This window comes from Nostoc sp. UIC 10890 (genome assembly GCF_054786515.1).
In genome coordinates this window covers 122,123-147,474 of the sequence record NZ_JBSGKF010000004.1, presented here as the reverse complement: position 1 = coordinate 147,474, position 25,352 = coordinate 122,123, and the positions used below count along the sequence as shown (strand labels likewise).

24 protein-coding genes, 2 pseudogenes and 2 CRISPR repeat arrays (1 of these 28 cut by a window edge) are annotated in these 25,352 nt (G+C 41.4%); of the genes and pseudogenes, 18 read left to right on the top strand and 8 right to left on the bottom strand.

Annotated features, from left to right (window positions below; genetic code table 11):
- Positions 1 to 216: direct repeats of the CRISPR family, unit length 36 nt; unit sequence ATGACCGAACCTTTGATGCCAGTAGGCGTTGATCAC (it extends 104 nt beyond the left edge of the window).
- A 393-nt stretch (positions 217 to 609) separates the two neighbouring features.
- The 7 genes from cas6 (at position 610) to cas2 (ending at position 8,892) form a co-directional block, all read left to right on the top strand.
- Entirely contained in the window at positions 610 to 1,275 is a 666-nt protein-coding gene (gene cas6, locus ACWATR_RS33025) for a type I-MYXAN CRISPR-associated protein Cas6/Cmx6 (protein WP_460342343.1), read from the top strand.
- Positions 1,268 to 3,688 (top strand): CRISPR-associated helicase Cas3', encoded by a 2,421-nt coding sequence (gene cas3 / locus ACWATR_RS33020; RefSeq protein WP_460342340.1) that lies wholly within the window; start codon positions 1,268 to 1,270, stop codon positions 3,686 to 3,688. Before cas6 ends, cas3 begins: the two co-directional genes overlap by 8 nt.
- Positions 3,685 to 5,220, top strand: a complete 1,536-nt coding sequence (cas8a1, locus tag ACWATR_RS33015; RefSeq protein WP_460342337.1) for a type I-MYXAN CRISPR-associated Cas8a1/Cmx1 — start codon at positions 3,685 to 3,687, stop codon at positions 5,218 to 5,220. Before cas3 ends, cas8a1 begins: the two co-directional genes overlap by 4 nt.
- 54 nt (positions 5,221 to 5,274) lie before the next feature.
- Positions 5,275 to 6,195 (top strand): type I-B CRISPR-associated protein Cas7/Cst2/DevR, encoded by a 921-nt coding sequence (gene cas7i / locus ACWATR_RS33010; protein WP_460342332.1) that lies wholly within the window; start codon positions 5,275 to 5,277, stop codon positions 6,193 to 6,195.
- The gene (cas5, locus tag ACWATR_RS33005) at positions 6,192 to 6,842 is read left to right on the top strand and encodes a type I-MYXAN CRISPR-associated protein Cas5/Cmx5/DevS (protein ID WP_460342329.1); all 651 of its coding nucleotides are present in this window, start codon (positions 6,192 to 6,194) and stop codon (positions 6,840 to 6,842) included. Before cas7i ends, cas5 begins: the two co-directional genes overlap by 4 nt.
- An 82-nt stretch (positions 6,843 to 6,924) precedes the next feature.
- Complete coding sequence (gene cas1 / locus ACWATR_RS33000) at positions 6,925 to 8,589, top strand: type I-MYXAN CRISPR-associated endonuclease Cas1 (RefSeq protein ID WP_460342326.1); 1,665 nt, start codon at positions 6,925 to 6,927, stop codon at positions 8,587 to 8,589.
- A gap of 9 nt (positions 8,590 to 8,598) precedes the next feature.
- A complete protein-coding gene (gene cas2 / locus ACWATR_RS32995) occupies positions 8,599 to 8,892 on the top strand; it encodes a CRISPR-associated endonuclease Cas2 (protein ID WP_460342323.1) in 294 nt (97 codons plus the stop codon).
- A 270-nt stretch (positions 8,893 to 9,162) separates the two neighbouring features.
- Positions 9,163 to 9,921: direct repeats of the CRISPR family, unit length 36 nt; unit sequence CTGCCCAAACCTTTGATGCCGTAAGGCGTTGATCAC.
- 185 nt (positions 9,922 to 10,106) lie between these two features.
- Here cas2 and ACWATR_RS32990 read toward each other — a convergent pair.
- The gene (locus ACWATR_RS32990; RefSeq protein ID WP_460342666.1) at positions 10,107 to 11,114 is read right to left on the bottom strand and encodes a hypothetical protein; all 1,008 of its coding nucleotides are present in this window, start codon (positions 11,112 to 11,114) and stop codon (positions 10,107 to 10,109) included.
- 116 nt (positions 11,115 to 11,230) lie between these two features.
- Positions 11,231 to 11,500 (bottom strand): hypothetical protein, encoded by a 270-nt coding sequence (locus ACWATR_RS32985; protein WP_069070655.1) that lies wholly within the window; start codon positions 11,498 to 11,500, stop codon positions 11,231 to 11,233.
- Between the two features lie 224 nt (positions 11,501 to 11,724).
- On the opposite strand from ACWATR_RS32985, the gene ACWATR_RS32980 reads away from it, so the two are divergent.
- From ACWATR_RS32980 to ACWATR_RS32960, 5 genes are all read left to right on the top strand, one after another.
- Complete coding sequence (locus ACWATR_RS32980) at positions 11,725 to 12,642, top strand: hypothetical protein (protein WP_460342320.1); 918 nt, start codon at positions 11,725 to 11,727, stop codon at positions 12,640 to 12,642.
- A gap of 112 nt (positions 12,643 to 12,754) precedes the next feature.
- Complete coding sequence (locus ACWATR_RS32975; protein ID WP_460342317.1) at positions 12,755 to 13,213, top strand: DUF1392 domain-containing protein; 459 nt, start codon at positions 12,755 to 12,757, stop codon at positions 13,211 to 13,213.
- Between the two features lie 43 nt (positions 13,214 to 13,256).
- Entirely contained in the window at positions 13,257 to 14,147 is an 891-nt protein-coding gene (locus tag ACWATR_RS32970; RefSeq protein ID WP_460342314.1) for a hypothetical protein, read from the top strand.
- Positions 14,148 to 14,435: 288 nt separating this feature from the next.
- The gene (locus tag ACWATR_RS32965; RefSeq protein ID WP_460342311.1) at positions 14,436 to 14,891 is read left to right on the top strand and encodes a hypothetical protein; all 456 of its coding nucleotides are present in this window, start codon (positions 14,436 to 14,438) and stop codon (positions 14,889 to 14,891) included.
- Between the two features lie 18 nt (positions 14,892 to 14,909).
- The gene (locus ACWATR_RS32960; RefSeq protein ID WP_460342308.1) at positions 14,910 to 15,515 is read left to right on the top strand and encodes an MT-A70 family methyltransferase; all 606 of its coding nucleotides are present in this window, start codon (positions 14,910 to 14,912) and stop codon (positions 15,513 to 15,515) included.
- A gap of 65 nt (positions 15,516 to 15,580) precedes the next feature.
- Here the strand turns inward: ACWATR_RS32960 and ACWATR_RS32955 are convergent, their stop codons facing one another.
- Positions 15,581 to 16,540: an RpnC/YadD family protein gene (locus ACWATR_RS32955; RefSeq protein ID WP_460342305.1), complete on the bottom strand. Its 960-nt coding sequence runs from the start codon at positions 16,538 to 16,540 to the stop codon at positions 15,581 to 15,583.
- Positions 16,541 to 16,580: 40 nt separating this feature from the next.
- Here ACWATR_RS32955 and ACWATR_RS32950 point away from each other — a divergent pair, with 40 nt between their 5' ends.
- Genes ACWATR_RS32950 through dnaB form a run of 3 tightly spaced genes read left to right on the top strand, consistent with a single transcriptional unit; the run spans position 16,581 to position 20,286 of the window.
- Positions 16,581 to 17,387 carry a DUF5131 family protein gene (locus ACWATR_RS32950; protein WP_460342302.1) on the top strand — a complete coding sequence of 269 codons (807 nt, stop codon included), beginning with the start codon at positions 16,581 to 16,583 and terminating at the stop codon, positions 17,385 to 17,387.
- 43 nt (positions 17,388 to 17,430) lie between these two features.
- A complete protein-coding gene (locus tag ACWATR_RS32945; RefSeq protein ID WP_460342299.1) occupies positions 17,431 to 18,912 on the top strand; it encodes a hypothetical protein in 1,482 nt (493 codons plus the stop codon).
- Positions 18,913 to 18,921: 9 nt separating this feature from the next.
- A complete protein-coding gene (gene dnaB, locus ACWATR_RS32940; protein WP_460342296.1) occupies positions 18,922 to 20,286 on the top strand; it encodes a replicative DNA helicase in 1,365 nt (454 codons plus the stop codon).
- A 35-nt stretch (positions 20,287 to 20,321) separates the two neighbouring features.
- On the opposite strand, the gene ACWATR_RS32935 is transcribed toward dnaB, so the two are convergent.
- Complete coding sequence (locus tag ACWATR_RS32935) at positions 20,322 to 20,654, bottom strand: hypothetical protein (RefSeq protein WP_460342293.1); 333 nt, start codon at positions 20,652 to 20,654, stop codon at positions 20,322 to 20,324.
- Positions 20,655 to 20,778: 124 nt separating this feature from the next.
- Between ACWATR_RS32935 and ACWATR_RS32930 the strand changes: the two genes are divergently transcribed.
- From ACWATR_RS32930 to ACWATR_RS32920, 3 genes are all read left to right on the top strand, one after another.
- On the top strand, positions 20,779 to 21,159 hold the full coding sequence (locus ACWATR_RS32930) for a hypothetical protein (RefSeq protein WP_460342290.1): 381 nt from the start codon (positions 20,779 to 20,781) through the stop codon (positions 21,157 to 21,159).
- A 6-nt stretch (positions 21,160 to 21,165) separates the two neighbouring features.
- The gene (locus ACWATR_RS32925; protein WP_460342287.1) at positions 21,166 to 21,561 is read left to right on the top strand and encodes an ASCH domain-containing protein; all 396 of its coding nucleotides are present in this window, start codon (positions 21,166 to 21,168) and stop codon (positions 21,559 to 21,561) included.
- Positions 21,562 to 21,679: 118 nt separating this feature from the next.
- A complete protein-coding gene (locus tag ACWATR_RS32920) occupies positions 21,680 to 22,378 on the top strand; it encodes a hypothetical protein (protein WP_460342284.1) in 699 nt (232 codons plus the stop codon).
- A gap of 89 nt (positions 22,379 to 22,467) precedes the next feature.
- On the opposite strand, the gene ACWATR_RS32915 is transcribed toward ACWATR_RS32920, so the two are convergent.
- The 4 genes and pseudogenes from ACWATR_RS32915 to ACWATR_RS32900 all read right to left on the bottom strand — a co-directional run.
- Entirely contained in the window at positions 22,468 to 22,611 is a 144-nt protein-coding gene (locus tag ACWATR_RS32915; RefSeq protein WP_460342281.1) for a hypothetical protein, read from the bottom strand.
- Between the two features lie 289 nt (positions 22,612 to 22,900).
- Positions 22,901 to 24,389, bottom strand: a pseudogene (locus ACWATR_RS32910) (IS1380 family transposase).
- 21 nt (positions 24,390 to 24,410) lie between these two features.
- Positions 24,411 to 24,842, bottom strand: a complete 432-nt coding sequence (locus tag ACWATR_RS32905; protein ID WP_460342278.1) for a DUF1392 family protein — start codon at positions 24,840 to 24,842, stop codon at positions 24,411 to 24,413.
- A 163-nt stretch (positions 24,843 to 25,005) separates the two neighbouring features.
- Positions 25,006 to 25,335: pseudogene (locus ACWATR_RS32900) on the bottom strand (SLOG cluster 4 domain-containing protein); the annotation flags it as partial.
- Positions 25,336 to 25,352 lie beyond the last annotated feature (17 nt).

Sequence of the window (25,352 nt, the reverse complement as noted above, 5' to 3'; positions counted from 1 at the left end):
ACTTTACCCCTGGCGCTTTTGGTTCCTTGGGTACTGGTATGACCGAACCTTTGATGCCAGTAGGCGTTGATCACGAGCTATTACCGGAATTCTTTGTAAGGCTCAAATTAATGACCGAACCTTTGATGCCAGTAGGCGTTGATCACGGAAATGAATTTCAATCCCCTTCTTTTCGGGATTATGACCGAACCTTTGATGCCAGTAGGCGTTGATCACATTTACTAGGTTGACATAATAGGTTAACCTATTTTAGTAATTGAACCTTTGATGCTGTAAAGTGTTGAGCAATTTCACGATTTAAAGGTTTAACGCCTTTATTTGTTGTACAGCAACGGGGACTAATATAACCCTGTTTGCTTCAAACCTTTGATGCCATTAGGCGTTGAACATCTTGGTAAATATATTGACACAGGGTTAGATATCTGTTATTTATTGTTTATTCTGATGTTTCAAGATTTTAAGGTAAGTTGACAAAACTTGACTGTGAAACAGAGTTTAGTGCCAGCTTGAAGCAGTATGTGCTGCTAGTTTTTAATTACTACCTCAGATGCCGTAAGGTTTTGAACATTTTAAGTATTTAAAATTTTGTTTTTTAGGGAGATACCTAAAATGATTGCATCTGTTGGTTTCTCTGCATTTCAAGATGCAGATAATGAACTTGAGCCGTGTATTGAGCTTTGCTTTCCAGTTCGAGGTAAATATCTACCTGCGGATCATAATTATGCTCTGTTTGCAGCCTGCGTTCACATCGTTCCAGAAATACGTCAGCAAACTGCACTTAGCATTCTGACAATTCCTGGTTTTGCAGATAAACAAGGTAAAATCCTTCTGACTGACCAATCTTGCTTAAGAATTCGTGTACCAATTACGCAATTATCTTTGATTTATAAATTAGCAGGAAAGAGTATTCGATTAGGAATACATGAGATTCAAATTGGTATTCCAGAAATCTTTACGCTCAAATCAGCAAAGACGCTGAGGTCTAGAATTGTAGTTATTAAGGGATATAAAGAGCCAGAGTCTTTTTTAGATGCAGCACAACGTCAGCTTGATAATTTAGAAATTTCAGGTAAACTTTCTATTCCACTAAATAAAAAAGGTGAACTTAGTCGGAAAACGCTTAAAGTTAAACGATATACCATTGTTGGTTTTACAACTGAAATTTCGGAATTAAGCGATAAGGATTCTTTGAAGTTGCAACAGTGGGGACTTGGCGGCAAAAGACATCTTGGCTGTGGATATTTCTTACCTTACAAAAGAGGTAAGAATGTTTAAGAGGTTATTAGCAAAATCTTTATCATCTCAGGAGCAGAATGATGCTAGAGCCAAGGGTGCTGCCACATATACAGGACATATTAGCTTTGTAATGCAAGCAGCTAATGTCTTAGTAGATAAATTAGGGTTATCTATTCTCCAACAACTAGGAATAAGCCATGTTGATTTAAATTACTTTGCAACCACAGTGAGATTAGGTGCATATTTGCATGATTGGGGTAAAGCAAATCAGCATTTTCAGGAGATGGTTTATCTAAAAACGCTTGATTCTAAATCATCAGATCCAAAAATTCTTAAATATCGCCAAGATTTGTTGAAAACCTCAAAAAAGCATTTAGATAGACAAATGCTGCGTCATGAAGTTATTAGCGGTATCTTAGCATTGCAAGTAGCTACTTTTAGAGGATGGTTGGAACAATGCCAAAATGCCAATTTGATGATTGCTATTTGGGCAGCAATAGGACACCATCTCAAAATAGGGGTAAATCAAAATAATCAAGCTGCGGAATTTATAGCTGAAATCCCTTCAGGTATTGGAGATGAATTGAGAATCTATACTGATCATTCTGATTTCCAAGCAATCTTGAAAATAGGCTATCAAGAATTACGATTACCCAAAAATTTACCAGAAGCTCCGCCAGAAATTTGGACGAAATCACAACTACAACAAGCTTTAATAAATCTTCGTAACGAATTTATTCAGTTTGAATCACAGCTAGATTGGGAGCAACAAAAATTTGTTGCTGCGGTAAAAGCAACAGTCATTGCAGCAGATTTAGCTGGTTCAGCATTACCTTTGGCTGAAGAAGATTTTAAGATATGGATTGAACAAGTATTATCATTGCAAGTTTCAAAACAAGACATTGAAAAATTACTAAACCAACGGCTAAAAGGTAAAAAACTACGTCCATTTCAAGAGTTAGTTGCTAAGTCACATCGTCGAGTGACAGTTGTTAAAGCAGGTTGTGGAACAGGAAAAACGATTGCTGCATTTGCTTGGGGAGAAAAATGGGCTGTAGGACGTAAACTATTTTTTTCCTATCCGACTACAGGTACAGCTTCTCAAGGATATATTGACTACGCAGATGGTACAGAAATTGAAGCAGCTTTAATGCACTCACGGGCTGACCTGGATCGGGAGTTACTATTTTCTGGAGAATCAGATGATTCTGAGGGAATTAATGCACGATTGATGGCTTTTCAAGCATGGCGCAAGAAACTAATTATCTGTACTGTTGATTCTGTTCTAGGCTTAATTCAAAACAATCGAAAACCGCTTTACTCTTGGGCAGCGCTCGCTCAAGCAGCCTTTGTATTTGATGAAGTCCATGCATACGATCCACGCCTGTTTGGTGCATTGTTAAAATTTATCAAGGCGTTTCGTGGTGCGCCTATTCTTTTAATGAGTGCCAGCTTCACTCCCCAACAGTTACAAGCTATTCATCAAGTACTAAAAGAACAAGGTGAAGAATTAGACGAACCTATCGAAGGGCCAAAGGAACTAGAAGAACTTAAACGTTACGAAATTAAATATATTCCTCAAGTAGCTGACTTTAATGAACTCAATCAAATCTGGCAACCTGTAATAGAATCACTGAAAAAGAAGCAGAAAGTATTATGGGTAACTAACTCTGTAAGAACTTGCATTGAAATTTATCGTACAGCAAAAATTAAGCTTGCTGAAAATTTACCAGGGTTAGACATTCAACCTTTAATTTATCACAGCCGTTATCGATACAAAGATAGACTCAAAAAGCATCAAGTTGTAATTGAAGCTTTTCAGGAAGATCAACCAGTTTTAGCTATTACTACGCAAGTATGCGAAATGTCTTTAGATTTAAGTGCTGATTTACTGATATCTGCAATAGCTCCCGCAGCATCTCTAATTCAACGTTTAGGAAGATTGAACCGCAGGATGATTAGGCAAGAGCAAGGAACTAGACTGGCAATTGTTTACCCTTGGGATAATAAGCAACCATATAATAAAACAGAGCTTTCTACAGGTGAGCAACTAATTCAAGAATTTTCTGGCAAGGTAGGTATTTCTCAGCGTGATTTAGCACAAGTTGCAGCCCGTCTCAATTTTGAGGAAGTTGAGCAAATTAGATCGAGTTGGCTAGAGGATAACTGGTGTAATCGTCCAGATTTCCTACGTGAAGGTGGATACACAATTACTGTGTTATTGGGTGAGGATGAGATAACAATCTGGCATATTGCCGAACAGCGCAGACAAGAATTACTCAAACAAGGCATCAATGAATCTCGGATGAAATTGTTCAAACAGGAAGCACAAGCTTGGTCAGTACCTATCCGAATTGAAGCAGACTACTGGGAATGGGAACGCAGAGGTTTTTATCCTATTACTCCAATTGGCAGAATTAGCTACAACGAAGAAGTAGGGGCAGAACAGTGAAATTAGAGTTTGATTTAGCCAATCCTAGCTTTACTTTGCTGCATTGTGCTGGTTTAGCTGGATTATGGATGACTTTAAAACAATTAGAGACAGAAAACGTTTCTCTCCCGCAGGGTTTAAATTGGAAACGTGATAACAGAAAAATCATTTTAAATTGGGAAGGAAGCGATAAAGCAGTTTTGGAATGGTTATTACAAGAATCATTTCAAATCAATGATGGACTTATTTCTCTTCGGGGCTTAGATTCGCAGACTATGCGTAAAGATGCTCAGGTAATTGTACACCAGGGAATTCTCGGCACTTTTTTACAGCATACCAGCACCCATAAATCAAGCGGAACTAAAAGCGAAACTCTATCATTAGGGGAAGGAGAGAAAGAGATTCAGGTTACATATAAAGCCTTACAAAGCTATGCTTATCAAAATTTTGCTAGTAACCTTTGTGATAAAAACGGACAATTACTAACCCAAGCTATCAGTGTTGCTGGATGGTTAAGTCCCGGTGCGGTGGTACGTCATGTTGCTTTTAGTTCTGACACAAGTTTTGAAGAGCCGCCAGAAAATGCGTTTGTCTTATTATTTGCTCCAGTCGCTTGTTATTACTATATTCTTCGCTCTAAGTTACGAAATAAACGCGCGCAATATGCACTAGTTGTTCCAGAAATCACAGATTTAGAACAATATGGGCAGTACCGTCAAAACCCAAATTTGAGATATGCCACTTACAAAGATTTTCATGCTTCTAGTTTGGGTGACGCAGGACTAAGATTTTTAACTTTAGAAACAACAATAAATGTTACTAAAAGTTTTAGTGTACCGCGCTGCCAAGTTTTAACTTTGGGAACTGTTGCTTGGTCTACCCAACAAAAAACTAGAACTGATATGTATGTGGTCGAAGCCAACCAAGAAGTATGCCAAAATTATCAGATTTGTGATAATTGGTTAAAAGATAAATCTATAGAAGGTAAAAATGGTGGTTTTGTAGTAACTAGCTTCGCTAAAGAATTAATTGCTGAAAACTTAGCCAGAAATCAACCTTGGTATTCTGGTATTTCAGAAAAGGTAAATAGTAACGAACTATTTAAACAATTAGCTTATGAAAGAGGAGGGCTATATCAAGTGATCCAAAAAGTTAAATCAAATGAACGCGAAAAGCTATTTGTGAAAGCTTGCCATGAAGCAATTAAGTTTATTTACGGGCAGATTTCTGAACAAGCAAATAAACGAAAAGAAGTTCCTAATTTTGACAGAGAAACAATACGCATTAGAACTGGATTAGGTAGATGCAAAAATTCCGATACATTTCGAGAATTTATTACTGATTTTTGGTCACGAGCCGGGAAAATTCCTACTCTACAAGAACATTGGGAAGAATTGATGGATTTTGTGATGAATGAGAAAAACTGGAAAAAATCTAGAGATTTAGCTTTGCTGGCATTAGCTAGCTATAAAGGTAAAGGTGTTAATAATGAGGAAGGTGATACTGATAAAAATAACTTAGATGACGAAAATTTAATCGATATTGGTATTTGAAATTTTGAGTAATTTAAATTTTGAAAATGTTTGTAATTGCTTAGGAGATTTATAATGTCATTCCATTTATTCGGAAATGTCTTAACTGGTTATGGTACTGCCGCTAATAACCGTGGGGAAAATGAAGGTAATATTACTACCCTACAAAAAATTCTGTGGAAGGGAGAAGTACATACAACAGTTTCATCAGAAGCCATTCGTTGGGCATTGCGCTATTACTGGCAAACTGCTAGTGACAATTATCAAGTCAATCGCCGATGGGATGATGATATAAACGATAACACTTGGCAAAATGAAAACTTTGACGACACCATTTATATTGATGATGACGTATTAGGTTTCATGCGTGCAGAAGGTGCAAAAGTTGAAGCTTCTGATGAACCTAAACAAAAAGGCAAAAAAGCTCCCAAAGGTACAACAACTGCTAAACGAGGAGTGTTAGAAGTAACTCGTGCTGTTTCTACAACACCTTTTAGTGGTGATTTGACTTTCAACTCTGCAAGTGGGAAGAAAGGACGGACTTCACTTTATGGTACTGAGCTTCATGCTACTCGTTATCAATATGGATTTGCCCTAACTCCAGAACGTTTGAAAGATAAATCTCGTGTAATTGCAGTTTTAGATGGATTGAGTTCTCTTGGAGAAGTAGCAGGTAATCATTCTCGATTTCTCTACGATTTTTCTCCTGAAAATTTAGTTTTACGGTGGACTCATGATTTTTCACCTCGAATTCTCTACTGCTTTGAGGAGGAAGAGGGAGAAATATCAATTAGGGAATTACTCAGGAAAGTCAAAAATCAAGATATTGAACCACAGGAGTTATGGATAGCAGGTGCAATTACGGAAGCTGAAGAAGTAAAAGAGTTAGAAGAATTAGGCGTAAATATTTTCCCAGGAATCAAATTAGCTGTACAAAGCATGAAACAGGTTATCTCTAGAGATTTACAATTACCTCAACTGGAGTTAATTCGATGACGGTAATTTCTGAGAAAATATTAGCTTTAGAAGTAGAAATTCCCATTGCTAGTTTTCGTCAATCTCGTGCAAGAGAATACGCCCAAACTTATCCAGTTCCTCCACCATCTACAGTCTATGGAATGTTGCTTTCAATAGTTGGGGAGATGAACAGGTACAAGCACTGTGGAACTCGTTTAGCGATTGCGATGGTTTCCCAACCTCAAAAATCTACTGTCATTCGTACATTCCGACGTTTTAAGAAGAAAGATATCCACGATCCCAGTAATGCTAGACCAGATTATCAGGAACTACTAACTGATATTAGATTTATTGTTTGGATAGATGTTGGAGAAGACAGTTCAAAACCAACACTACCACAACGCTTACAGATGGCCTTTGACAACCCGGTTACTATTGAGCGTTTTGGAGGACTTTGTTTAGGAGAAAGTCGAGATTTAGTTAATTCCGTTCACCTGTTACCTAAAAATTACCATGCTGAATCACTGCAATGGTTAGTAAAGAATGAGGATGGATTACTAACATTACCTTACTGGGTGGATCATCTTGGCTCAAAAGGTACTCGTTGGCAAAGATACTCAATGCTTAAATCTTCTGAGTTTTCTCTTCCTCCTGAGCCTGCTTGGACAATAATTCAAACAGCTTAAGAATCTGAAAAATTTGAATTGATTTCTACCTCTGATGTCGTAAGGCGCTTAACTCACAAAAACAACCTTACGCTCATCTACTATGCAAACAATTGAACATCTTGAAATTACCAGTAAACCAGAAACCATTCGTGTCTCTGCACTCCACGCCCTCGCCTATTGTCCCCGCCTGTTCTACCTTGAAGAAGTCGAAGAACTTTACACCCAAGATGCAGCCGTATTTGCTGGACGCAGACTGCACGCCGAACTCGAAAAGCAAGAAGACGAGGAGTGGGAAGAACTGTTTCTTGAAAGCGAAGAATTAGGATTACGCGGTCGCCTGGATACCCTTCGCACCCGTGACGGGCAAACGATCCCCTACGAACACAAACGCGGTCGCTGTCACCGAGACGAGAACAAGCAACCTCAAGCCTGGGAGAGCGATCGCCTACAAATCCTTGCTTATGCTTATCTGTTAGAATCCGCCTTCGGAATTACAGTTAAAGAAGGGCGCATTCGCTACCATGCTGATAATGTACTGGTTCACATACCAGTGGATGATGCAGGACGAGCATCTGTTCGTGAAGCAATTCAACAAGCACGCATTCTAAGACAATCTACCTACCGACCACCTGTAATTGATAACGAGCGATTATGCGCCCGTTGTTCTTTGGCTCCAGTCTGTTTACCAGAAGAAGCCAGACTTGCCCATAACCGGGAGTGGCAGCCAATTCGCTTATTTCCTGAAGATGAGGAACGGCAAGTAATTCACATTTTAGAACCTGGAACAGCTGTTGGCAGAACTGGAGAACAAATCAAAATCACCCGTCGCAACCAACCTGTTGAGACGGTTCCGGCTCGTCAAGTAGCACAACTTGTTTTACACAGTTTCTCACAAATTTCTACCCAAGCCTTACACTTTTGTGCTGATCAAGACATTGGGGTACATTTTATTTCTGGTGGTGGACGCTACCTTGGTAGTTTTGATAGTCGCCAAGGCAGTATTCAACGGCGCATTCGTCAGTATGCAGCACTGAGCAATCCTGGTGCTTGTCTAGAATTAGCCCATAAGCTGGTAATTTGTCGTGGTCAAGGACAGCGCAAATTTTTAATGAGAGGTGCAAGGGGGAAAACCAAGACAGATAAATTAGAGAAAGTGATCGCACAAATGAAAGCTGTTCTCAAACAGGTTCCGCAAGCGAAATCTCTAGAGTCGCTTTTAGGATTCGAGGGAAATCTGGCTGCTTTATATTTCAGTGCTTTACCTGATTTGATTTCGCAAGAAGTAGCAAGTGAATTACATTTTGCTGGTAGAAATCGCCGTCCACCACTAGACCGATTCAATGCAATGCTGGGCTTTGGTTATGCCTTGCTACTCAAAGATGTCATGAACGCGATTTTAACTGTTGGGTTAGAACCTGCTTTGGGTTTTTATCATCAGCCGCGATCGCAAGCTGCACCCCTAGCATTAGATTTACTAGAAATATTTAGAGTCCCTTTGGTAGATATGATTGTGACGGCTTCAGTGAATCGAGGTCAATGGGATACCAAAGCAGATTTTGAGATTCGAGGAGCGCAGGTTTGGCTAAGTGAAGCTGGACGACGCAAGTTTGTGGAATTGTATGAAAATCGGAAACAGGAAACCTGGAAACACCCTGCTACGGGTTATTCTCTTACCTACCGCCGTTTATTTGAACTAGAGGTGCGTCTGTTAGAAAAAGAATGGTCTGGTGAGGGTGGTTTGTTCGGTCATTTGGTACTGCGTTGAGGTATTAAAATGGCAGAACAGAAAAATTGTTACCTTATCTGTTACGACATTCGCTCACCTAAACGTTGGCGCAAAGCTTACAACTTACTTCAAGGCTATGGCGAAAGGATGCAATACTCTATTTTCCGCTCTTGGCTGACTATGCGCTCACGCGAAAAATTGCGTTGGCAACTGGAAAAAATATTGGCTCCAGAAGATAGTCTGCTTCTAATTCGTCTTTCAAATCAGTGCGTTGTTAGCATCCCCTCATATAATCGTCCAGATGCTTGGTCATCTCAACATAAAGCCTACCGAATTTTATAATGCATGGATCTGAGGCTGTTAAAGCTAAAACGTAATTAGGCAATCTCGAAACTCTTACTGCATTTGATTTTTAAGCTTTTTGGGCGAGGGGGAGATGCTTGCATTTTTGGGCAAGGGCTTATAAGCTCGGCAGGATAAGGGTTTTAAATTTGCTGACTATCGTTAGAAGTGACATTTATCTCATATTTTTGTTACTCTGTTAATCTCTGAGGTGAGGTGCTTGCAAAATTGAATCTCAGACGTTTTCTGATATACGTTTCAGCACACGCCCTGCCCAAACCTTTGATGCCGTAAGGCGTTGATCACAGAAGGTGCAGATTTTCTGTAAAGTATCAGGCGATCTGCCCAAACCTTTGATGCCGTAAGGCGTTGATCACAATCAGTGGAGGGCGCGTGGCAGTTATGGGCACAACTGCCCAAACCTTTGATGCCGTAAGGCGTTGATCACGTACTCAACGCAAGGGTGTAGAGATTCGCTCAATTCCTGCCCAAACCTTTGATGCCGTAAGGCGTTGATCACTGCTAACAAAGCCAAATGCAGCTTTAGTTAATGGATTCCTGCCCAAACCTTTGATGCCGTAAGGCGTTGATCACAGTTCATCACCAGATATATCTAAAGCACTGGGTAATCTGCCCAAACCTTTGATGCCGTAAGGCGTTGATCACCACCTACACGGACTCAAACAACTTGGTGGCGTACCAATCTGCCCAAACCTTTGATGCCGTAAGGCGTTGATCACGTTTGGAGTAAGCGATAGACCGGAAACACCCAAGACTGCCCAAACCTTTGATGCCGTAAGGCGTTGATCACCACCACCGCCCCCGCCAGAGGTTTGTAGTTGTCCATCTTCTGCCCAAACCTTTGATGCCGTAAGGCGTTGATCACAGGAGTGCTTGCCTTTGTAGTTTTTTGCCAAGTGAGCTGCCCAAACCTTTGATGCCGTAAGGCGTTGATCACACCAGCTCTGAATTATGCAATGGGCAAATCCTTTTCTGCTCAAACCTTTGATGGCCTAAGGCGTTAATCACTAAACTTGTGGGTTGTATTCCTTAACCTTGTTATGTAACTCTCGGAAAATAATAATTGAAACAAGATTCTGAAAGTTTTATTTAGTCAAGCTTTGAGGTTTTATTTTTTAATAGTAACTAAAATTCGTAGCTAAACCTGGAAATTAAAACTCCCAAAGGCTTTCAGCGATTGGACTCTCTCAAAGTTACAGAAGAGGGCTAATCCCGTATTCTCGCTCAATCACACTCAACAACTTCTCCTCCACCTCCGTCAAATACGGTCGCTTCAGTTCCCCTAGATGCTTCAGCACAGCACGGGCTGCCTCTTCCAAGTTTTCATTTTCCCGTAATCTACTGATGCGATCGCTAATCTGCTGCATCTGCTGACATTCCGATTCCAGGTAGTTCAGTGGCTTTAGGTGGTCAATTCTGACAGTGTACTCCCCATCCCACATTGTGACTGTGCAACTAAATTCGCCTACATGGTTGACTATCCCCCAACATCCGCCTTTTCCTCGTAAATCAGGATTATCTTTGGCAATAAGGAGGCAGACTTCCCCAACACGGTAAGGATTTGGCGCTTTAGTACGTTCCATGATCCGTTGTACTACATCGCCTACAACTCTAGCAGATGGTACTTTACCTCCAGCTTCTTCCACTGCCCGTTGCCATACTTCCCATTGCTGTTGAGGTTCCAGTTTTGTTATCGGTCTAACCTGACGTTCACTCGTGGGCAAAATTTGTGTCCCATTGGGACACATTTCCTCATTTTCAGTTTGTGTCCCACTGGAATAAATTTCCGCATCGCTTGATTCAGTTTCAGTTTGTGTCCCATTGGGACACATCTTCATCAGATTATCAAACACAGCCGAAGCTTCGATTAATCTGTAAGGATGACGACGTTGAAATCCAAACCTGTCTTTGCAATACTCCTCAAAAGTGCTGTGGGTGGAACGGTAAAGCCTACGATCGCGCAATTCCATCAGCGCCTTCCCTGCTTCAAAAACCGCTTTCTCCACTTTTCTTTCCAAGTGTAAGCGATCGCGTTGTTCTTCCTCTGTCAATTCCTCTATTTCAACAGCACTAACCGTAATTGTTGCTGTAGCTGGATTTTCCTCAACAGAGATATCTTCATTTGCAGAGTTACTAAGTGATTTTGAATTTATCTCTGCGGCAGAGGTGGCTTTTTTACGCCTAGAAGATGGTTTAGCCATCATTCCACCCCTTTAATTCAATAGTATTTGCTCAAAATCAATGACAAATAGATTAAGTATGTGGTGAGTTATGGCAATAATGCTCTGGGATTGAACTCGGTGGAGCATTATCATCTTCACGAGTCCTCTTGAATTTTCACAATATCATTGACAGTTACTAATTCTCCAGACAGCACAGAGCAAATCCTTGCTAGTTTTACCAAATTATCGATATCCGCTTTTTTAAGCCTGCCATCACGGGCGACAGTCAAGGTATGTCTAGTGACTTCATTCGGGCTACCCTCAAACTGCCTATGAACTGCGTAGACAGACAAGAGGCTACCATCTTCTGTTTTGGGCCACCATTGCGAAATATCAATATATGCTTCCATCCAAACTGCTAACACGTTTTTAATGATTAACCTCCATTAACGCTTATCTGATTACAGAATAACAGCTAATCAACATACAGGCTATCAATTAACAGAATAACTGCTAATCAGTATATTGACAATCAGTTAGCAGAATAGCATAATATAACTATCACAAAAGGCAACCGCCCTTAGCCTCGGAAACTTTGGAAGCGATCGCCTTTTGAAAAACCCATACATTCGTACAGGGAATTTTAATTATGACTTATATCATCTACAGCCAACAACAGCTGCAACTGAAATCCATTGCGCGGCTCAAGCAAATCTACAGCGAAATCGCCTGCACAGTCGAAGTAAGCGACAAACGCTGCAAGGATTCTTGGATTAGTGCGATCGCTAATTACCAAGCCAGCAAGATTCAGAAACTCACCCCTGCTGCCCCCGACAACCAAGCCCTCGCCCAAGCCGAACTCGACAACTACATAGCCGACCAAGCTCAAGTTGTAGCTCCCGAACCCTTCACAATAGTCGAAATCTCGTTTGATCATCACGAATATTACGCTGATGACAAACTGGTAGCCAGCATCAGCCATGACGACGACCACTTAACGCAACCCTGGGTAGTCATAGTCAACGACAAAGAAGTATTTCGTGCCAACACTCTAATGCGTTGCGATCGCTTCATCTGCACTCACTACAAAGACGGCACACTGCTAGTAGAAGCTCTTGTGCAAGAGAGCAGGGGTGCAGAGGGGAAAAACCTACAACAGCTTTCTCCTCTGCCCCTCTGCGCCTCTGCCCCGCAAGTTTCCTCTTCTACCAAAAACCAAATCATGGCGCATATCTTCAACGAGTGCCAGAACTACAACAATTCGCAATTACACGCCATGCCTAAAAACAGGAAGCTTTGCACCTGTAATGATTCAATTACTAATTACGTTCACAATTGCGAATTACTTAGTAACTGGTGGGTGAAGAGGCGTTATTCAGTTCAGCAGCAGTATTCTAACTCCATGTTTGATGCTCTGCACTCATTGTCGATGGTGGATACATCGCTGGCTGAACCAATTCACAAATACTTGCAATCCCGACCCTTAGAGCAACTTACTGCTGAGGAATTACAGCAGCTTTTCAACTATGAAGTGCGATCGCAACTTCAAGAATTAGTCACAGCGTAAAGCCTCGTGTGGGCAGTAATGAAAATTGCTGCTCACTTTTAGGTATTTTTTGGGCGTTATTCTCCAAACATTGCCGAAGATTTTTAGGTTATTAATCCCAGGGAAGAAAATCATGATTGATAATATTAACGCACTTCAAACAAGTTGGTATCTTTCTCCACCTTGGCGCGGAACAATTCCACCCATTGCAGTTAATTTACTGGAGAGAGTTTTCCTACGAACTACGAGGAGATTTGGTTATTGCTGCGGGATGCAATGGAAACACGAATGTTGGATTTATTCAATTGATTGCGGTAAAGAAATACTCCACGCTACACAAAACCAAATCATCGGGACGGGAGAATTAGAAGCCATCAAAGTGCAAAAACCTGCCTTCGTTCTGGGCGAAAGGGTAATGCTCTGTTCTCACGATAAAGGAACAAAGCAACGGCTGATTCTAGGGGTTGGGCTGGTGAATAATTCTTGGTTTTACCTTGTTGAGTTGATGTCACCAACGTTAATTAAGACACCGACTATATCGAATCGTTTCTCACTGGTTGGTGAGAAAAGTTTGGTGCGGGTAGATGTCTAATTCTCTCTAATCAACAACGAAAAACTATCACCCAACTAAAGTTATGTCACAAATCGAAGTAGCCGAAATCATCGACCAGATAAAGCAAGAGATCACTGTTGACTCTAATGGACAAGGTAAAGCCAGTATTCGGGCAACTGCAAGGCTGGCAGATGTACAAGATTCTTCGCTTCGTCGTGCGTTACTAAGTGCGGCACTTCAACCCTCTGCATTAGCCCAAAGCCTTATACAACAAGGATTTAGCCCTGCGGCACTGGAAACCTGGAATGAGGGAATACCTGATATGGGTGTTGCTGCCGTTATTGAATATTACGCTTTTGATGCTGGGCGGCACTGCAAACAGCAAGCCAGACTTGTATGCAAAGCTTTTAACCGGATTGGTGTTCGCGCCTGGATGCAAGACATTATGGGCTGGACAAAACCTGCTACTCAACCAGAAGAACAACCCTCCACACCAACTCTCCCCCCAGTCGAACAGCGATTGCATATTCTTGTCTTGGCAATGAAGACTTTGGCTGAGTTAACTGGTGGCAGACTCAACCCGTACATGGAACAACAATTTAAAGACTATGCCGGGAATCTTCTGGCTGAACATAATAGGAAATTGCTAACCGCCACAGAAGAACGCTGGCTTGGCGTGGTCAATTTTGCAGAGAGCGAACTCGGCAAGACAGTTCCCACTAAAGGCTCCCATTATCGCGGACACCTGGGCACATGGGTGAGAACATTCTACCCACACTTGGGCGATCGCCAAGAAACGCGATTGGTTAATGGGGTTCAACAGCCCATCTATGTCTACGCTTGTCACGATCCGGCTGTTGCGGCTGGTTTGACCAAAGCTGTAGAAGAATTCTTCGCTCATCCCAGTCCTAGTGCAGCGTTAAGACAGGCAGGTGCTTTCACTAGCAAAAAGGAACCAGTGCTGACCAAGTGAAAGCGAACGCCCCCACCACAGAAACGTTCGCTAATTTAAAGACGCAAGTTATTGCTAAAGCATCGAATATTACCAATAACATTAAAAGTTTCTCTTCTATGGAGTCAAGCAACTAACAGTCTTCTGACATCATTTGTTACAAAGATGACTTCTCTAGCAAATAATACACATCTTAGAAAGTGTCGTCACTTCGTTAGGATTTCTAACAATCAAAATAAAAAGCGATTGCCGCTCAATAAGTAACAATCACCACACTAAAACACTCATTGTATCTCTAGGGGAACAACAATGAAAGCCATAGTTACAGTAGTTGAAAAAGTTACATCGGAAGCCCACATTAATATTCCTAACGGTTTAGCAGTAACAGCAATTAGCCAGCACATTGTAGACCGCTATAACAGTGGTGAAATGCTAAATGAGATGAACATTTTCCACGTTGATTTTGAATCTATTAGCGCTCACATTGATTCAAAACCTTATATTACTTGGCATCAAGGCAACCCTTGTGATAACCGTGCGTATTACTTCTGCAAACTTGGGAGATTCAGCTTAACTCTATTAACTGACACAGAACAAAACTTGACTCGTACAGAAGTTTATTTGGGGAATTCCAAGCAACTTATTTACATATCAGAAAAAGAGATATCTAAAGAATTGGCAACAGTCGAACTCCAAAGTTTCTTAAGCGGATTAGCTGTTGAACTTCAGACTTTAAGCCACATTGAATTTCCAGAACAAGTTTGAAAATAACAGGAGTTAAACATGAGACTAACAACATTAGAAGGTCAATACCAGTGCATCGTGATTGACCCTCCCTGGTTCTATCGGCTGAGAAATCAGGATAAAACTCACCGAAACCGCATTAACTACAAGCCAATGCACATAGAAGAAATACTGTCATTGCCTGTTACAGACTTAAGCGATTGCACGGGGTCAGTTCTTTGGCTTTGGTTCACCAACAATCACATGATTGAAGCGGCTCAATGCTTGCAAACATGGGGATTTGAACTCAAGACTATTTTGACTTGGGAAAAAGTTACCAAGGATAACACTAAAACACATCTAGGTGTCGGTCATTGGTTGCGGAATTCAACTGAACATTGCGCTTTGGCTGTTCGTGGGAATGTGAAAGCTTTTGCTGGACGGACACTCACAAACCAGTCAAGCATTTTACACTCACCTCGTCGTGAGCATTCACGTAAGCCGGAACAGTTCTTTGAACTTGTAGAAAAGCTGTGTCCTGATATGACCAAGCTGGAGATGTTCGCACGTTCGTCTAGAATTGGCTGGGATTGTTGGGGTGATGAGGCTCTGAAGTTTGATCAGCCTGTTGAGGAACGTGATGGAGATACTTCGTTAAGTGCTTAATTAGAGCTAATTTAAGCACTTAAAGTGTACTGAACCTAGAAAACTAAATATTAAATTCTTCAATGCTAATTTTCTGGCAGATTGTCAGTTGTAGAGGACTGGTATATTTGACGCAATTCATCGACTGTAGTTGCTGTTTTTATCCCATTTCTCACTGCTCTTAATAGTTCAACGTCTTCCAACGATGAAATTTCTGGCACTAGGTTTAATGCTTCAGGGCCAAACTTGAGTTCCAAGCCTAATTTTATTGCTTCTACCAATTCTTCCATTCGGGCAATTCGCTCAAATGATGTCACGTACTGCATACGTTGTTCTGCCTCTAATTGTTCTACTTCCCGTTGAAATTCTCGCTCTAAATCTAATGGTAGCGTCAACATCCAGTCAATAAAAGCCAAAAGGTTAACAACAGCCTCGCGTTCAAACCCTTGCTCATACAACCGACGCACTAAATTCAGTTTTGATTGTTTCCTTTGCGACCTATTACTGCGGGTTTGCACTGCTGCCAAGTGAGCCATTACAACTGTAGCAAAGGGGTTACGACTGGCTTCTAGCTCCGACAACCTTTGTTGATAGTCTAGCAGCTTGATTACAGGAAACTGAAAATCAACTGTACAACCAAACAAATCGTACCTAAACTGCGATGGTCGCCAGTTGATGTTGTCATCCCCCAGTATCGCACATGATGCAACAGAGCGATCATAACGGTCAAAAATTCGATAGTTGTATACAAACATACGTTTCGGGAAATCGCTTTCTTCCTGGCTTTGAACTTCGACATGGATCAATAGCCAAGATTCTTCACCCCCAATGCGGTAAATTTTCACCAATTTGTCAATTAATCGCTTTCCTAACTCCGCATCTCTGACTACCTGTTGTAGCTCCTGATCAAGAAATACAAAACCACGACTCCAATCAATTTCACTATGCGCTTGGGGAAAAAAGAACAACATGAAATCTTGGAAATACAACTGTAGTATCTGCTTCCAAGGAGAATCGTATTCAGTAAGAGGTGTTTTATTTGCCATTTTCAAATGTATTGTCTAATTTCAAATTTCAGAGGTGTTTATGCCAACAAACATAGAATGGACAGACTTAACAGATAATATCATCCGTGCTAAAGTCGGCGGTTGGTGGTGTCAAAAAATCTCAGAGGGGTGTAAAAATTGCTATAGCGAAAAGCTGAATCAAAATTCTTTCTTCGGTGGAAACAAACTGCCCTACTCTGGGCAACCACCAGAACTAATACTTGATACAGAAGCTATTCGGAAATGGGGCTTTCAAAGGAAAAGTAGAAGGCATTTTGTCGCTTCTATGACCGATGTTTTTGGTGAGTGGGTTCCACGTTTTTGGCAACATGAAATATTAGACGGAATGTTCGTAGCACCAAAGCAGATATTCCAAATCCTCACCAAGCGCCCAGAAATTATGTTGTCATCTGTAGATGAATGGCTTTCTAATCATGGGCTAGAAGAATTACCTTCTAATATTTGGGTTGGAACTTCTATAGAGAATCGTCACACTCTTGAAGAACGTAGTCAATTCATTGCCCAAATTCCAGCCATTGTTAGGTTTTGGTCAGTTGAGCCATTACTAAAAGATTTGGGCGATATTAGCCAATATTTGAATAATGCCCAGTGGCTTATTATCGGTGGTGAATCAGGGCCAGACTCTAGACCATGCCACATCGAATGGATTGAGTCTATCGTCCAACAGTGCAGTGAGTCAAAAACCCCTGTCTTTGTCAAGCAGTTGGGGGCGAATGCTTACTACCAGGGACAGCGATTTAAAACCCGCGATCGTAAGGGTGGCGAAATCGAAGAATTTCCCCAACATCTAAAATTGCAAGAATTTCCTTTACCAGTGCGTAATTAAAGCAAAATCCTAGTACATCCCACCGCTTTATAAAGGGAAAGTTATGAGACTAACAGATTTCTTAAAAGACCTCGGAAACCCAGTTGCTTATTACCCAAAGCTGGTTGCTGTTACTGGGGGTGTGTTACCAAACCTTTTTTTATGCCAAATGTATTATTGGTTGGGCAAACAGAAAGATGATCAGGGTTGGATTTACAAAACTCAAATAGAAATTGAACAAGAAACTGGACTCACTAGGAAGGAACAAGAATCGGCCCGAAAATCTCTCAAAGCTAGGGGTTTACTCAAAGAGCAGTTCAAAGGATGTCCCAGACGCTTAGAGTTTTGGTTGGATAAAGACGCTCTTAATCAACGTTGGTCAGCTTTCATGAACAATATTGAGCTACCAATTCAAGAAATTACTTCATCTTGGACTCGAAAAACAAAAAAATCTCAGGATGATGCCGAGCAAAAACCCAGCATAATGCCCAATTTGTCCAATATAGAATGCCCATCAAGAGCAATATATAATGCCCCTCAAGAGCAATATATATTGCCCTCTTCATCCAATACAGAATGCTCCAATATGACAGGCTATATTGCCCCAGAAGGACATACTGTAATGCCAGATCGGGGCAATATATCTATATATACAGAGATTACTTCAGAGATTACTTCAGAGATTACACACAATGCGCCCCTAGCTCCGCTACCCGCGCCCCCCACCCAAGAGAGTGTGTGTGAAAAAGAAGAACTTGATTTAACAACCGAAAGAATTGAACTTGAAGAACCAACCCCAGAAAAACCAAGCTTAGAAGAAGCAACCCCAAAACTTTCCACTTCGTTGTTAAATAAATCCGAGTATAAGCAACAAACCGATAACCCTTCTTGTAGACCAACTATTGCGGCGGTGTCGTTCGATAAAAACGAACAATCGAACAGGCCGAAACAACCAAAATTCCAGTCGATTGAAGACTTGATTGACATGGTTTTAGTAGATCCAAGCATCATGGCAACTGACTCGTTGCCTGCTGTGTACAGGACAGAAATTAAAATGCGTAGTTGGCGCTTCCCCTGGCGTACTGCTACCAGGGACAAGATTTACCAAACTTGCGATCGCCGACTGGTGGAGTTGATCGCCAAACACAGGGCTAAATGGAGTCAGAGTGAATCTTGGCAAGAGAAAATTCCCACAGTTCTCAAGTCAATTGGTAACCTAGAAAGCTCTAAAGCCGGGTTAGAAGAATTAATGGGCTATTGGTCACAAGTTTCTGAACCAGAAGCTACATCATCACCAACAAAACAAGAAAAACTCAATGAAAAGCAACCCATCGGCTATTTCGCTAACCGTTCTCTTGATTGGCATAAAGCCACATTCTGCGAATTACTTGACCTTGGAGATCGCCAAGGAGCAGAGCAGGCGATCGCCTCTTTCCGTACCCGCTATGACCAAGAAAGTACAGGAGCTACTGATGGTTGGTTAAATTGGCTATCCCTCAATTATCCCCAAATATATGCCCATTTATATCATCAACAAGCCGCCTAACGAGGATATATGACAGAACAATTGAATTTTCAATCCACCACTGTAGACCGCTTACCCCCACAAAACATTGAGGCAGAAGAAGTAATACTTGGTGGGATTATGCTTGACCCAGATGCCATGAGCAGAATTGTAGATCGCTTAATCCCCGAAGCATTTTACATCTCCTCCCACAAAGACATTTACCAAGCTGCGCTGCGCCTCCATACACAAAGCAGACCCACAGATTTGCTCTCTGTAACCAGTTGGCTAACTGATAATGGGCTTTTGTTTCGTGTTGGTGGTCGAGATAAATTGGCTACACTCATTGACCGTACAGTTTCAGCCATCAACATCGACGCTCTGGCAGAATTGGTAATGGAAAAATACCACCGCCGACAATTAATCAAAGCAGCAAATGAGATTCTACATCTCGGTTATGAAACTGAAACTGAATTACCACTGATTCTTGACGCTGCTGAACAAAAAGTTTTCAGTGTCACACAACAGCGCTCTCATGATGACCTGATTCATATTTCTGACTGTTTGGTTGACGCTTACCAAGAAATCGAGTCCCGCCACGCTGGTACATCTAGTCCCGCCATTTCTACCGGATTCTATGATTTGGATGGTTTACTCGGTGGTGGCTTTCGCCCCAAACGCCTGTATATACTCGCTGCTCGTCCATCTGTGGGTAAGTCTGCCCTCGCTGGTAACTTAGCTCTTAATGTCGCTCAATCCCAAAGATTACCTGTAGCTGTTTTCAGTTTGGAAATGAGCCGCGAAGAATATGTGCAGAGATTCTTATCAAGTGAGTCCGGTATTGAGAACAGCTTACTCGAAACCGGGCGGCTCTCTAACAATCAGTGGCAACCCCTGAGTCAGGCCGTAGCACAACTTTCCGAACAAGGGATTTTTATCAATGATAATTCCTGCCCCACAATGAATGAAATTCGTAGCCAAGTCCGAAAAATCTCAGCCACACATGGTGGTGTTGGGCTGGTTATTGTAGATTATTTACAGTTGATGTCCGAGGGTACTGATTCCAGAATGAACATGACCCAGAGAGTCGGTCAAATCAGCCGAGGACTGAAGAAATTAGCTAAGGATCTTGATGTTCCAGTCCTAGCCTTATCTCAGTTAAGCCGGGAAGTCGAACACCGTAATGACAAACGCCCTATACTGAGTGATCTTCGAGACAGTGGGGCAGTGGAACAGGACAGTGATGTTGTGATTATGCTCTACCGTGACGAGGTTCATAATCCCGATTCTCCTGACCGTGGCATTTCAGAGTTAATTGTCCGCAAGCAAAGAAATGGCCCTACTGGTACAGTCAAACTGCTATTTGATAACCAGTTTACCAAATTCAAAAACTTAGTGCGTCATCGGCAGTTTTAGGTATATGAGAATACTCCCCTGTAACTCGATGAATCTCAATTGGGTGTACTACTGCCACCATTTCGGTCACGCAGATACTCCCAAATTCTGCGGATTTCTTCTTGAAAAGCTTGACGATCGCGCTCTGCTTGAAGCAAGGAAGCAAGTAAAACTTCTCGATCGCGGTCAGCTTGAATTTCAGTTTCCCTTATGGTTTGACGGTCACGTTCAGCATCTCTTTGAGCAGCACGTAATCCTTCCTGATGCAGACGCGCAATGTCAGCCAATTCTCTAATAGTACGCTCTAATCTTGCAATGGTTTGGGAGTTGCCCCTTGTTTCCCGCCTGTTAGCATTTTGTACTGTCCTATAGCATTTCCAGTTCGTCACCTATCTCTTCTAGACGAGTATCAATATTATCAAACCTTGCACTGATATCTTCCGGCGGAAAAGCGTTTGTCATAATCCCTCCTTTCTCTTTCTATTCTCGCAGAAACTCACAACTACAGACTTTATGAGTACAACTATCCAACAACTCTTCCATAAATGGGCAACTCTTGCCCCTGATGAATGTTTATCTACTGAGCGCGATTACAAGTTCAAGCTCCGAATTTTACCAGATGTTGAAAAGTGCAATTCTCTCACTGCCAGTCGCCTAATTATTACTGAGAATTTAGAAACACATTTAGCTAATGGACGTGATCTTACAATTCAATTGTTGAATTTTGTGCTACTAACGATTATTTATCACTGTGCGGCTAGACAGTCCAGTATCAGCTTCAGCTTTACAGAGCTTGGGACTATTGCCACAATCTGCAACGGACTGCGTTCACAGCCACATCTACATCCAGCGATCGCAGCATTAGACGCATACATTCAATTACTGGAGTTTTAAAACACCGTGAAAGCACTTTCAGTCAGGCAACCCTGGGCATGGGCAATTATTTATGCTCTCAAAAACATAGAGAATCGTGGCTGGCCTATTCACTATCGCGGCGACATTCTGATTCACGCTGCAAAAACTTGTACTAAAAAAGATTACCAGCTAGCGAGAGAATTTTGCCAAAGCATGGGGGTAGCCATCCCAGAATTAATCTCTCTACGTCGCGGTCAAGTTATTGGTATTGTCACAATAGTTGATTGCCAGTTTTCACAAGTTGCGTCTGGTTGGGGGATGGCTGAGCAATACCACTGGCAGTTAGATAACCCGCGAGAAATCACGCCGATTCCTTACATCGGACAACTGGGGCTTTTTGAAGTGCCTGATGATTTGGTGAGAGAAGTGACTGCTATATGACTTGCATGGGCGTTCGTCCTTGACGTTGCCGGAGGCATCGCTCCAAACCCAAACGGCTATACTCCTCAACATTCCACTAACTCATGCACGTCCTGGCTGAACTGAACCAGTAATGTTTATGTCTTGTGCAATACCCGAAAAATTCTTAGAGGACAACCTTAAAGGTCAACAACTTCGTAGTCAAGGATGCCTCTATCAGTACCTCGAAAAGAAAAAGCTACTTGATGGTTCAATTGCTTTTTACCCACGAGTTATAGGTGAACGCGACCCAGATAACTCTCGGCATTGGCGTTGGGGTTTTAACTGGGAAGAGAAAGTGGGAGGGATATGGAAAGGGCGAAGCATTGGTTCAATTCCTTGCGGTGCTGTTAGTATGATTCGCTCTTTGCACCAACAGGGAGCGACAAGAGAAGACATCATCGCCTTTATCAAAAAAGCGAAAACCGAAAAGACATCACCAAAATTAGATGTCTGCAAAAATTTTGATAACACAAAATTAAAACCAGTTCTTCCAGATGATGCCCCGATCGCTGTAGTACTTTTCGCGGGCGGCGGCGGCATTGAAGCGGGGATGGTCGAAGCCGGAATTCGTCCAGTCATCGCGGTGGAATTCGATCCAACTAAACCAGAATTGAGCCGAGCGATCGCCAAAACTCATCACCGCAACTTCAGCGAGTATGGTTGTAGAGTCGTCCAGCTAACAGTTCAAGAAGTAGCACAGTCAGGATTCATAGGTTTTCCCCGCCGTCCCGACTATCTCCACGCCTCTCCGGTATGCGCTAACGCAAGCCTTGCCCACACAGCCGAATGGCACTAAGATAACGGCAAACCCACTATATATGAGGCTTTTGGGTGTCGGGTGTTGGGTGTAGTGAGGAAAAAATTTATTTCTATCCCCACTCATATTTACTTTTCTTGATCTTTCCCTACACCCAACACCCTACCCCCAACACCCAGCCCAGACGAGCTTTCAGTTTTTCTTAGTGCCATTCCACTAACATTGACTAAATCAACATCAGCAAGCCATATTGTTCTGCTTTGGGCAGACACTTCTTCTAAAATTGGAGAGCGCCACTCCGCAAATTTCTCACAAACAATAAAAAATCAATTCACATCGCTTGATATAAGACATTTTTTGATACATCATCAATTGAAATTTATGATGGTAAACAAAGTAAGTACAAAATAGCAAGTGTCAAGCTAAAACAGCTACTAAGATTTTTGCTTATGCTGAGATTAAAACACTCTGTTCATAAAATTAAGCATCCAAAACAAGGCTTGAATCAAACCAAGCCAGAAATATTATTAGAGAGAAGGTGAAATACTGCTTAACTCGCAATTAAGCAGTATTTGGGAGCATTTTTAAGCATCTGTAAGCAGCAGCAAAGATATGTTTTACAGGACTTGAGCTAGTAATCGCAATTAAAATTCGCCGTGAGCTTATAGTAATTAAGGCTCCTAACTTCAATAATTTTGTCCGAATAGTCCCAACTTGAGAATTTTTTAATTCGGTTTTGGCTAAACATTGTGACCGCAATGCATTCATCAAGACGTAAGCAAGAGAAGAAAACCATAAACGTAACTGATTTCCCGCAAATGTATGAGTACTTGTTCTATCGCTAAAAAGCTCAAGTTGTTGTTCCTTGAAGCGATTTTCCATCTTCCCTCGCTGACAATATTTTTGTCTGTAGAGTTGACCAGGAGGTACTTTATTGATAGTCAAAGAAGTAACAACAAAACGAGTATTATTCCCCTTCATTCCATATTCAACCTGTGCATTCAACACGACGACTACGACTCCAAGATTCACGAGTCTGATAGTCTAACGACTTATGCCAAATTGAGTTATCAATCAGGTCACAAGCAAGTTCAGAAATTTGTTCATCTGGTTTAAATAGAGTTTCTAAGAATGAAATTACTGTTGATAACTTATGCTCAAACTCAAGCGATGCTCTATTTTGAGTCGCCGTAGCCATTTGAATTAAACGGCTGTTTCGCGCCAATCCAAAAACGTAGTCAACTCCAGTCTGCGACTCACACCATGTCATTATATCGTCTCTGGAATAGGCACTATCTCCTCGTACTAAAATTTCAACATTCTGCCAATGTTGACGTATTTGTTTAATAACTCTCTGCAACTCTTCTAACGCCCCAAATGCTGGATCTACATTAGAAGGGCGAAGTTTGGCTGCTAATAAGTGTTTCCCACAAAAAATATAAAGTGGAGCATAGCAATATCCTCCATAATAAGAATTGAAAAAAACTTGCTCCTGATTGCCATGTACTAAATCATCAGTTACATCTAAGTCCAAAATAATTTTTCGTGGTTCTTTTGAGTAGGATTTTAAAAATATATTTACAAATAGACTTTCAATTTCTGCTGAAGAATGCCCTATTTTATGATAACGACTCTCTGCTCCTTGTTCTACATCTTCAGGACAATGCTCAAGACGATTTAATGTACTTTTTCCTGCCAATCTTGCTGGCTCATTCTCTAGTCCAATTCTTTTCCCTAATGCTAAAGCAAACATTGGATCATGGCGTAATTCCTCGTGGTCATTCAAGTCTTCATAACCCATGACCAGCCCATATATTCGTTGCTTAGTTAAGCTTTCTATCGAATGGTCAACTCGATTTGGCTTTCGGTAATCTTGGAAACACTGTGCAAACTGTGATGTGATTTGCAGTTTTCTGTCTATTTCAGCAATTAAGCTTAAACCTGCATCGGATGTTACCAGCCCTCCATTGAAATTAACTACGACTGGAGGTGATTTTGGCTGTTCAAATCTGAACTGTTTTGAGAGCGATCGCGTTGCGGGTCGATTCATCGGTTGAAATTGCTGAAATGCCTACCATATATACATTTTAGCAGTTTTAAACTCCGCTTTTTTCTGAGTTTGTGAGAAATCCGGGCACTCTACCCCATAAAGCCAATTATCTTTGAGGCTAAAAATTCCTTGAATAACACGGCGTGTCGGCTGTTCACCGAAATCAACCTCAACTATGTCCCCCAATTCAAAGGCTGGAGTGGAAACAATGGGCTTTTCTAGTACATTTGTTGGATGAAATTCTTGTTCAGCTAAGTAGAGAGTTTCATTCTGGCAAACAATTGCATAAATCCATTCCTGTTTTTCCCACAAAACACCACAGCAGTAGCCTGACAAGTCTGAGATTGGCAACAAAACTTTTTCTAACATTCTTACTGCTACTGGAGGCACGGTCTGACCCCACTCAGGAGAAATATGCCAACAGGATTCTAAAGCGGTAATTTGGTTAATCATCTGGGAATGTAGTTCTCTTTTTTATACATACACTCCCTTGAAGCAGTCTGATCCGGAATATAATTTAAATTTCGGTAAGCTAAAGCAACAGATGGGAATTCAAACCCAATCAATTCGAGGGGCTCCCAATTTGAGAAGACTTTACTGATACACTAATTCGTAACTAAGATAAAATTATTTTGGCAGTAGCGATTGCCTGCTCCACACTCTCCACAATATAAACATTTTCTGGCGACAGTTTTTTAAAGAAAAGTTTACTTTCTTGATCATTATTCAACAAAATTACTTGCTTATTTGCCTTTAAAGCTAGAGCAATTTCTGAAGCAGTTCCTGCACCCATTCCGCAAGCAATTACCACATCACTGGTAAGAACGTTAATATTGTTTCTAGAATTACCCATGTCTGTGAAAATAGCAATATCCACCCAAGAGGACATACCATCCTGATTTTCACCTGGAAGAATACCAATAGTTAAACCATCAGCAGATTTGGCACCTTTACTTACTGTCT

Bases quoted from the DNA above. Each gene is read 5' to 3' on its own strand.
- cas6 (WP_460342343.1), top strand. From the start codon at position 610: ATGATTGCATCTGTTGGTTTCTCTGCATTTCAAGATGCAGATAATGAA.
- cas3 (WP_460342340.1), top strand. From the start codon at position 1,268: ATGTTTAAGAGGTTATTAGCAAAATCTTTATCATCTCAGGAGCAGAAT.
- cas7i (WP_460342332.1), top strand. From the start codon at position 5,275: ATGTCATTCCATTTATTCGGAAATGTCTTAACTGGTTATGGTACTGCC.
- cas5 (WP_460342329.1), top strand. From the start codon at position 6,192: ATGACGGTAATTTCTGAGAAAATATTAGCTTTAGAAGTAGAAATTCCC.
- cas1 (WP_460342326.1), top strand. From the start codon at position 6,925: ATGCAAACAATTGAACATCTTGAAATTACCAGTAAACCAGAAACCATT.
- cas2 (WP_460342323.1), top strand. From the start codon at position 8,599: ATGGCAGAACAGAAAAATTGTTACCTTATCTGTTACGACATTCGCTCA.
- ACWATR_RS32990 (WP_460342666.1), bottom strand. From the start codon at position 11,114: ATGGCTAAACCATCTTCTAGGCGTAAAAAAGCCACCTCTGCCGCAGAG.
- ACWATR_RS32980 (WP_460342320.1), top strand. From the start codon at position 11,725: ATGACTTATATCATCTACAGCCAACAACAGCTGCAACTGAAATCCATT.
- ACWATR_RS32975 (WP_460342317.1), top strand. From the start codon at position 12,755: ATGATTGATAATATTAACGCACTTCAAACAAGTTGGTATCTTTCTCCA.
- ACWATR_RS32970 (WP_460342314.1), top strand. From the start codon at position 13,257: ATGTCACAAATCGAAGTAGCCGAAATCATCGACCAGATAAAGCAAGAG.
- ACWATR_RS32965 (WP_460342311.1), top strand. From the start codon at position 14,436: ATGAAAGCCATAGTTACAGTAGTTGAAAAAGTTACATCGGAAGCCCAC.
- ACWATR_RS32960 (WP_460342308.1), top strand. From the start codon at position 14,910: ATGAGACTAACAACATTAGAAGGTCAATACCAGTGCATCGTGATTGAC.
- ACWATR_RS32955 (WP_460342305.1), bottom strand. From the start codon at position 16,540: ATGGCAAATAAAACACCTCTTACTGAATACGATTCTCCTTGGAAGCAG.
- ACWATR_RS32950 (WP_460342302.1), top strand. From the start codon at position 16,581: ATGCCAACAAACATAGAATGGACAGACTTAACAGATAATATCATCCGT.
- ACWATR_RS32945 (WP_460342299.1), top strand. From the start codon at position 17,431: ATGAGACTAACAGATTTCTTAAAAGACCTCGGAAACCCAGTTGCTTAT.
- dnaB (WP_460342296.1), top strand. From the start codon at position 18,922: ATGACAGAACAATTGAATTTTCAATCCACCACTGTAGACCGCTTACCC.
- ACWATR_RS32930 (WP_460342290.1), top strand. From the start codon at position 20,779: ATGAGTACAACTATCCAACAACTCTTCCATAAATGGGCAACTCTTGCC.
- ACWATR_RS32920 (WP_460342284.1), top strand. From the start codon at position 21,680: ATGTCTTGTGCAATACCCGAAAAATTCTTAGAGGACAACCTTAAAGGT.
- ACWATR_RS32905 (WP_460342278.1), bottom strand. From the start codon at position 24,842: ATGATTAACCAAATTACCGCTTTAGAATCCTGTTGGCATATTTCTCCT.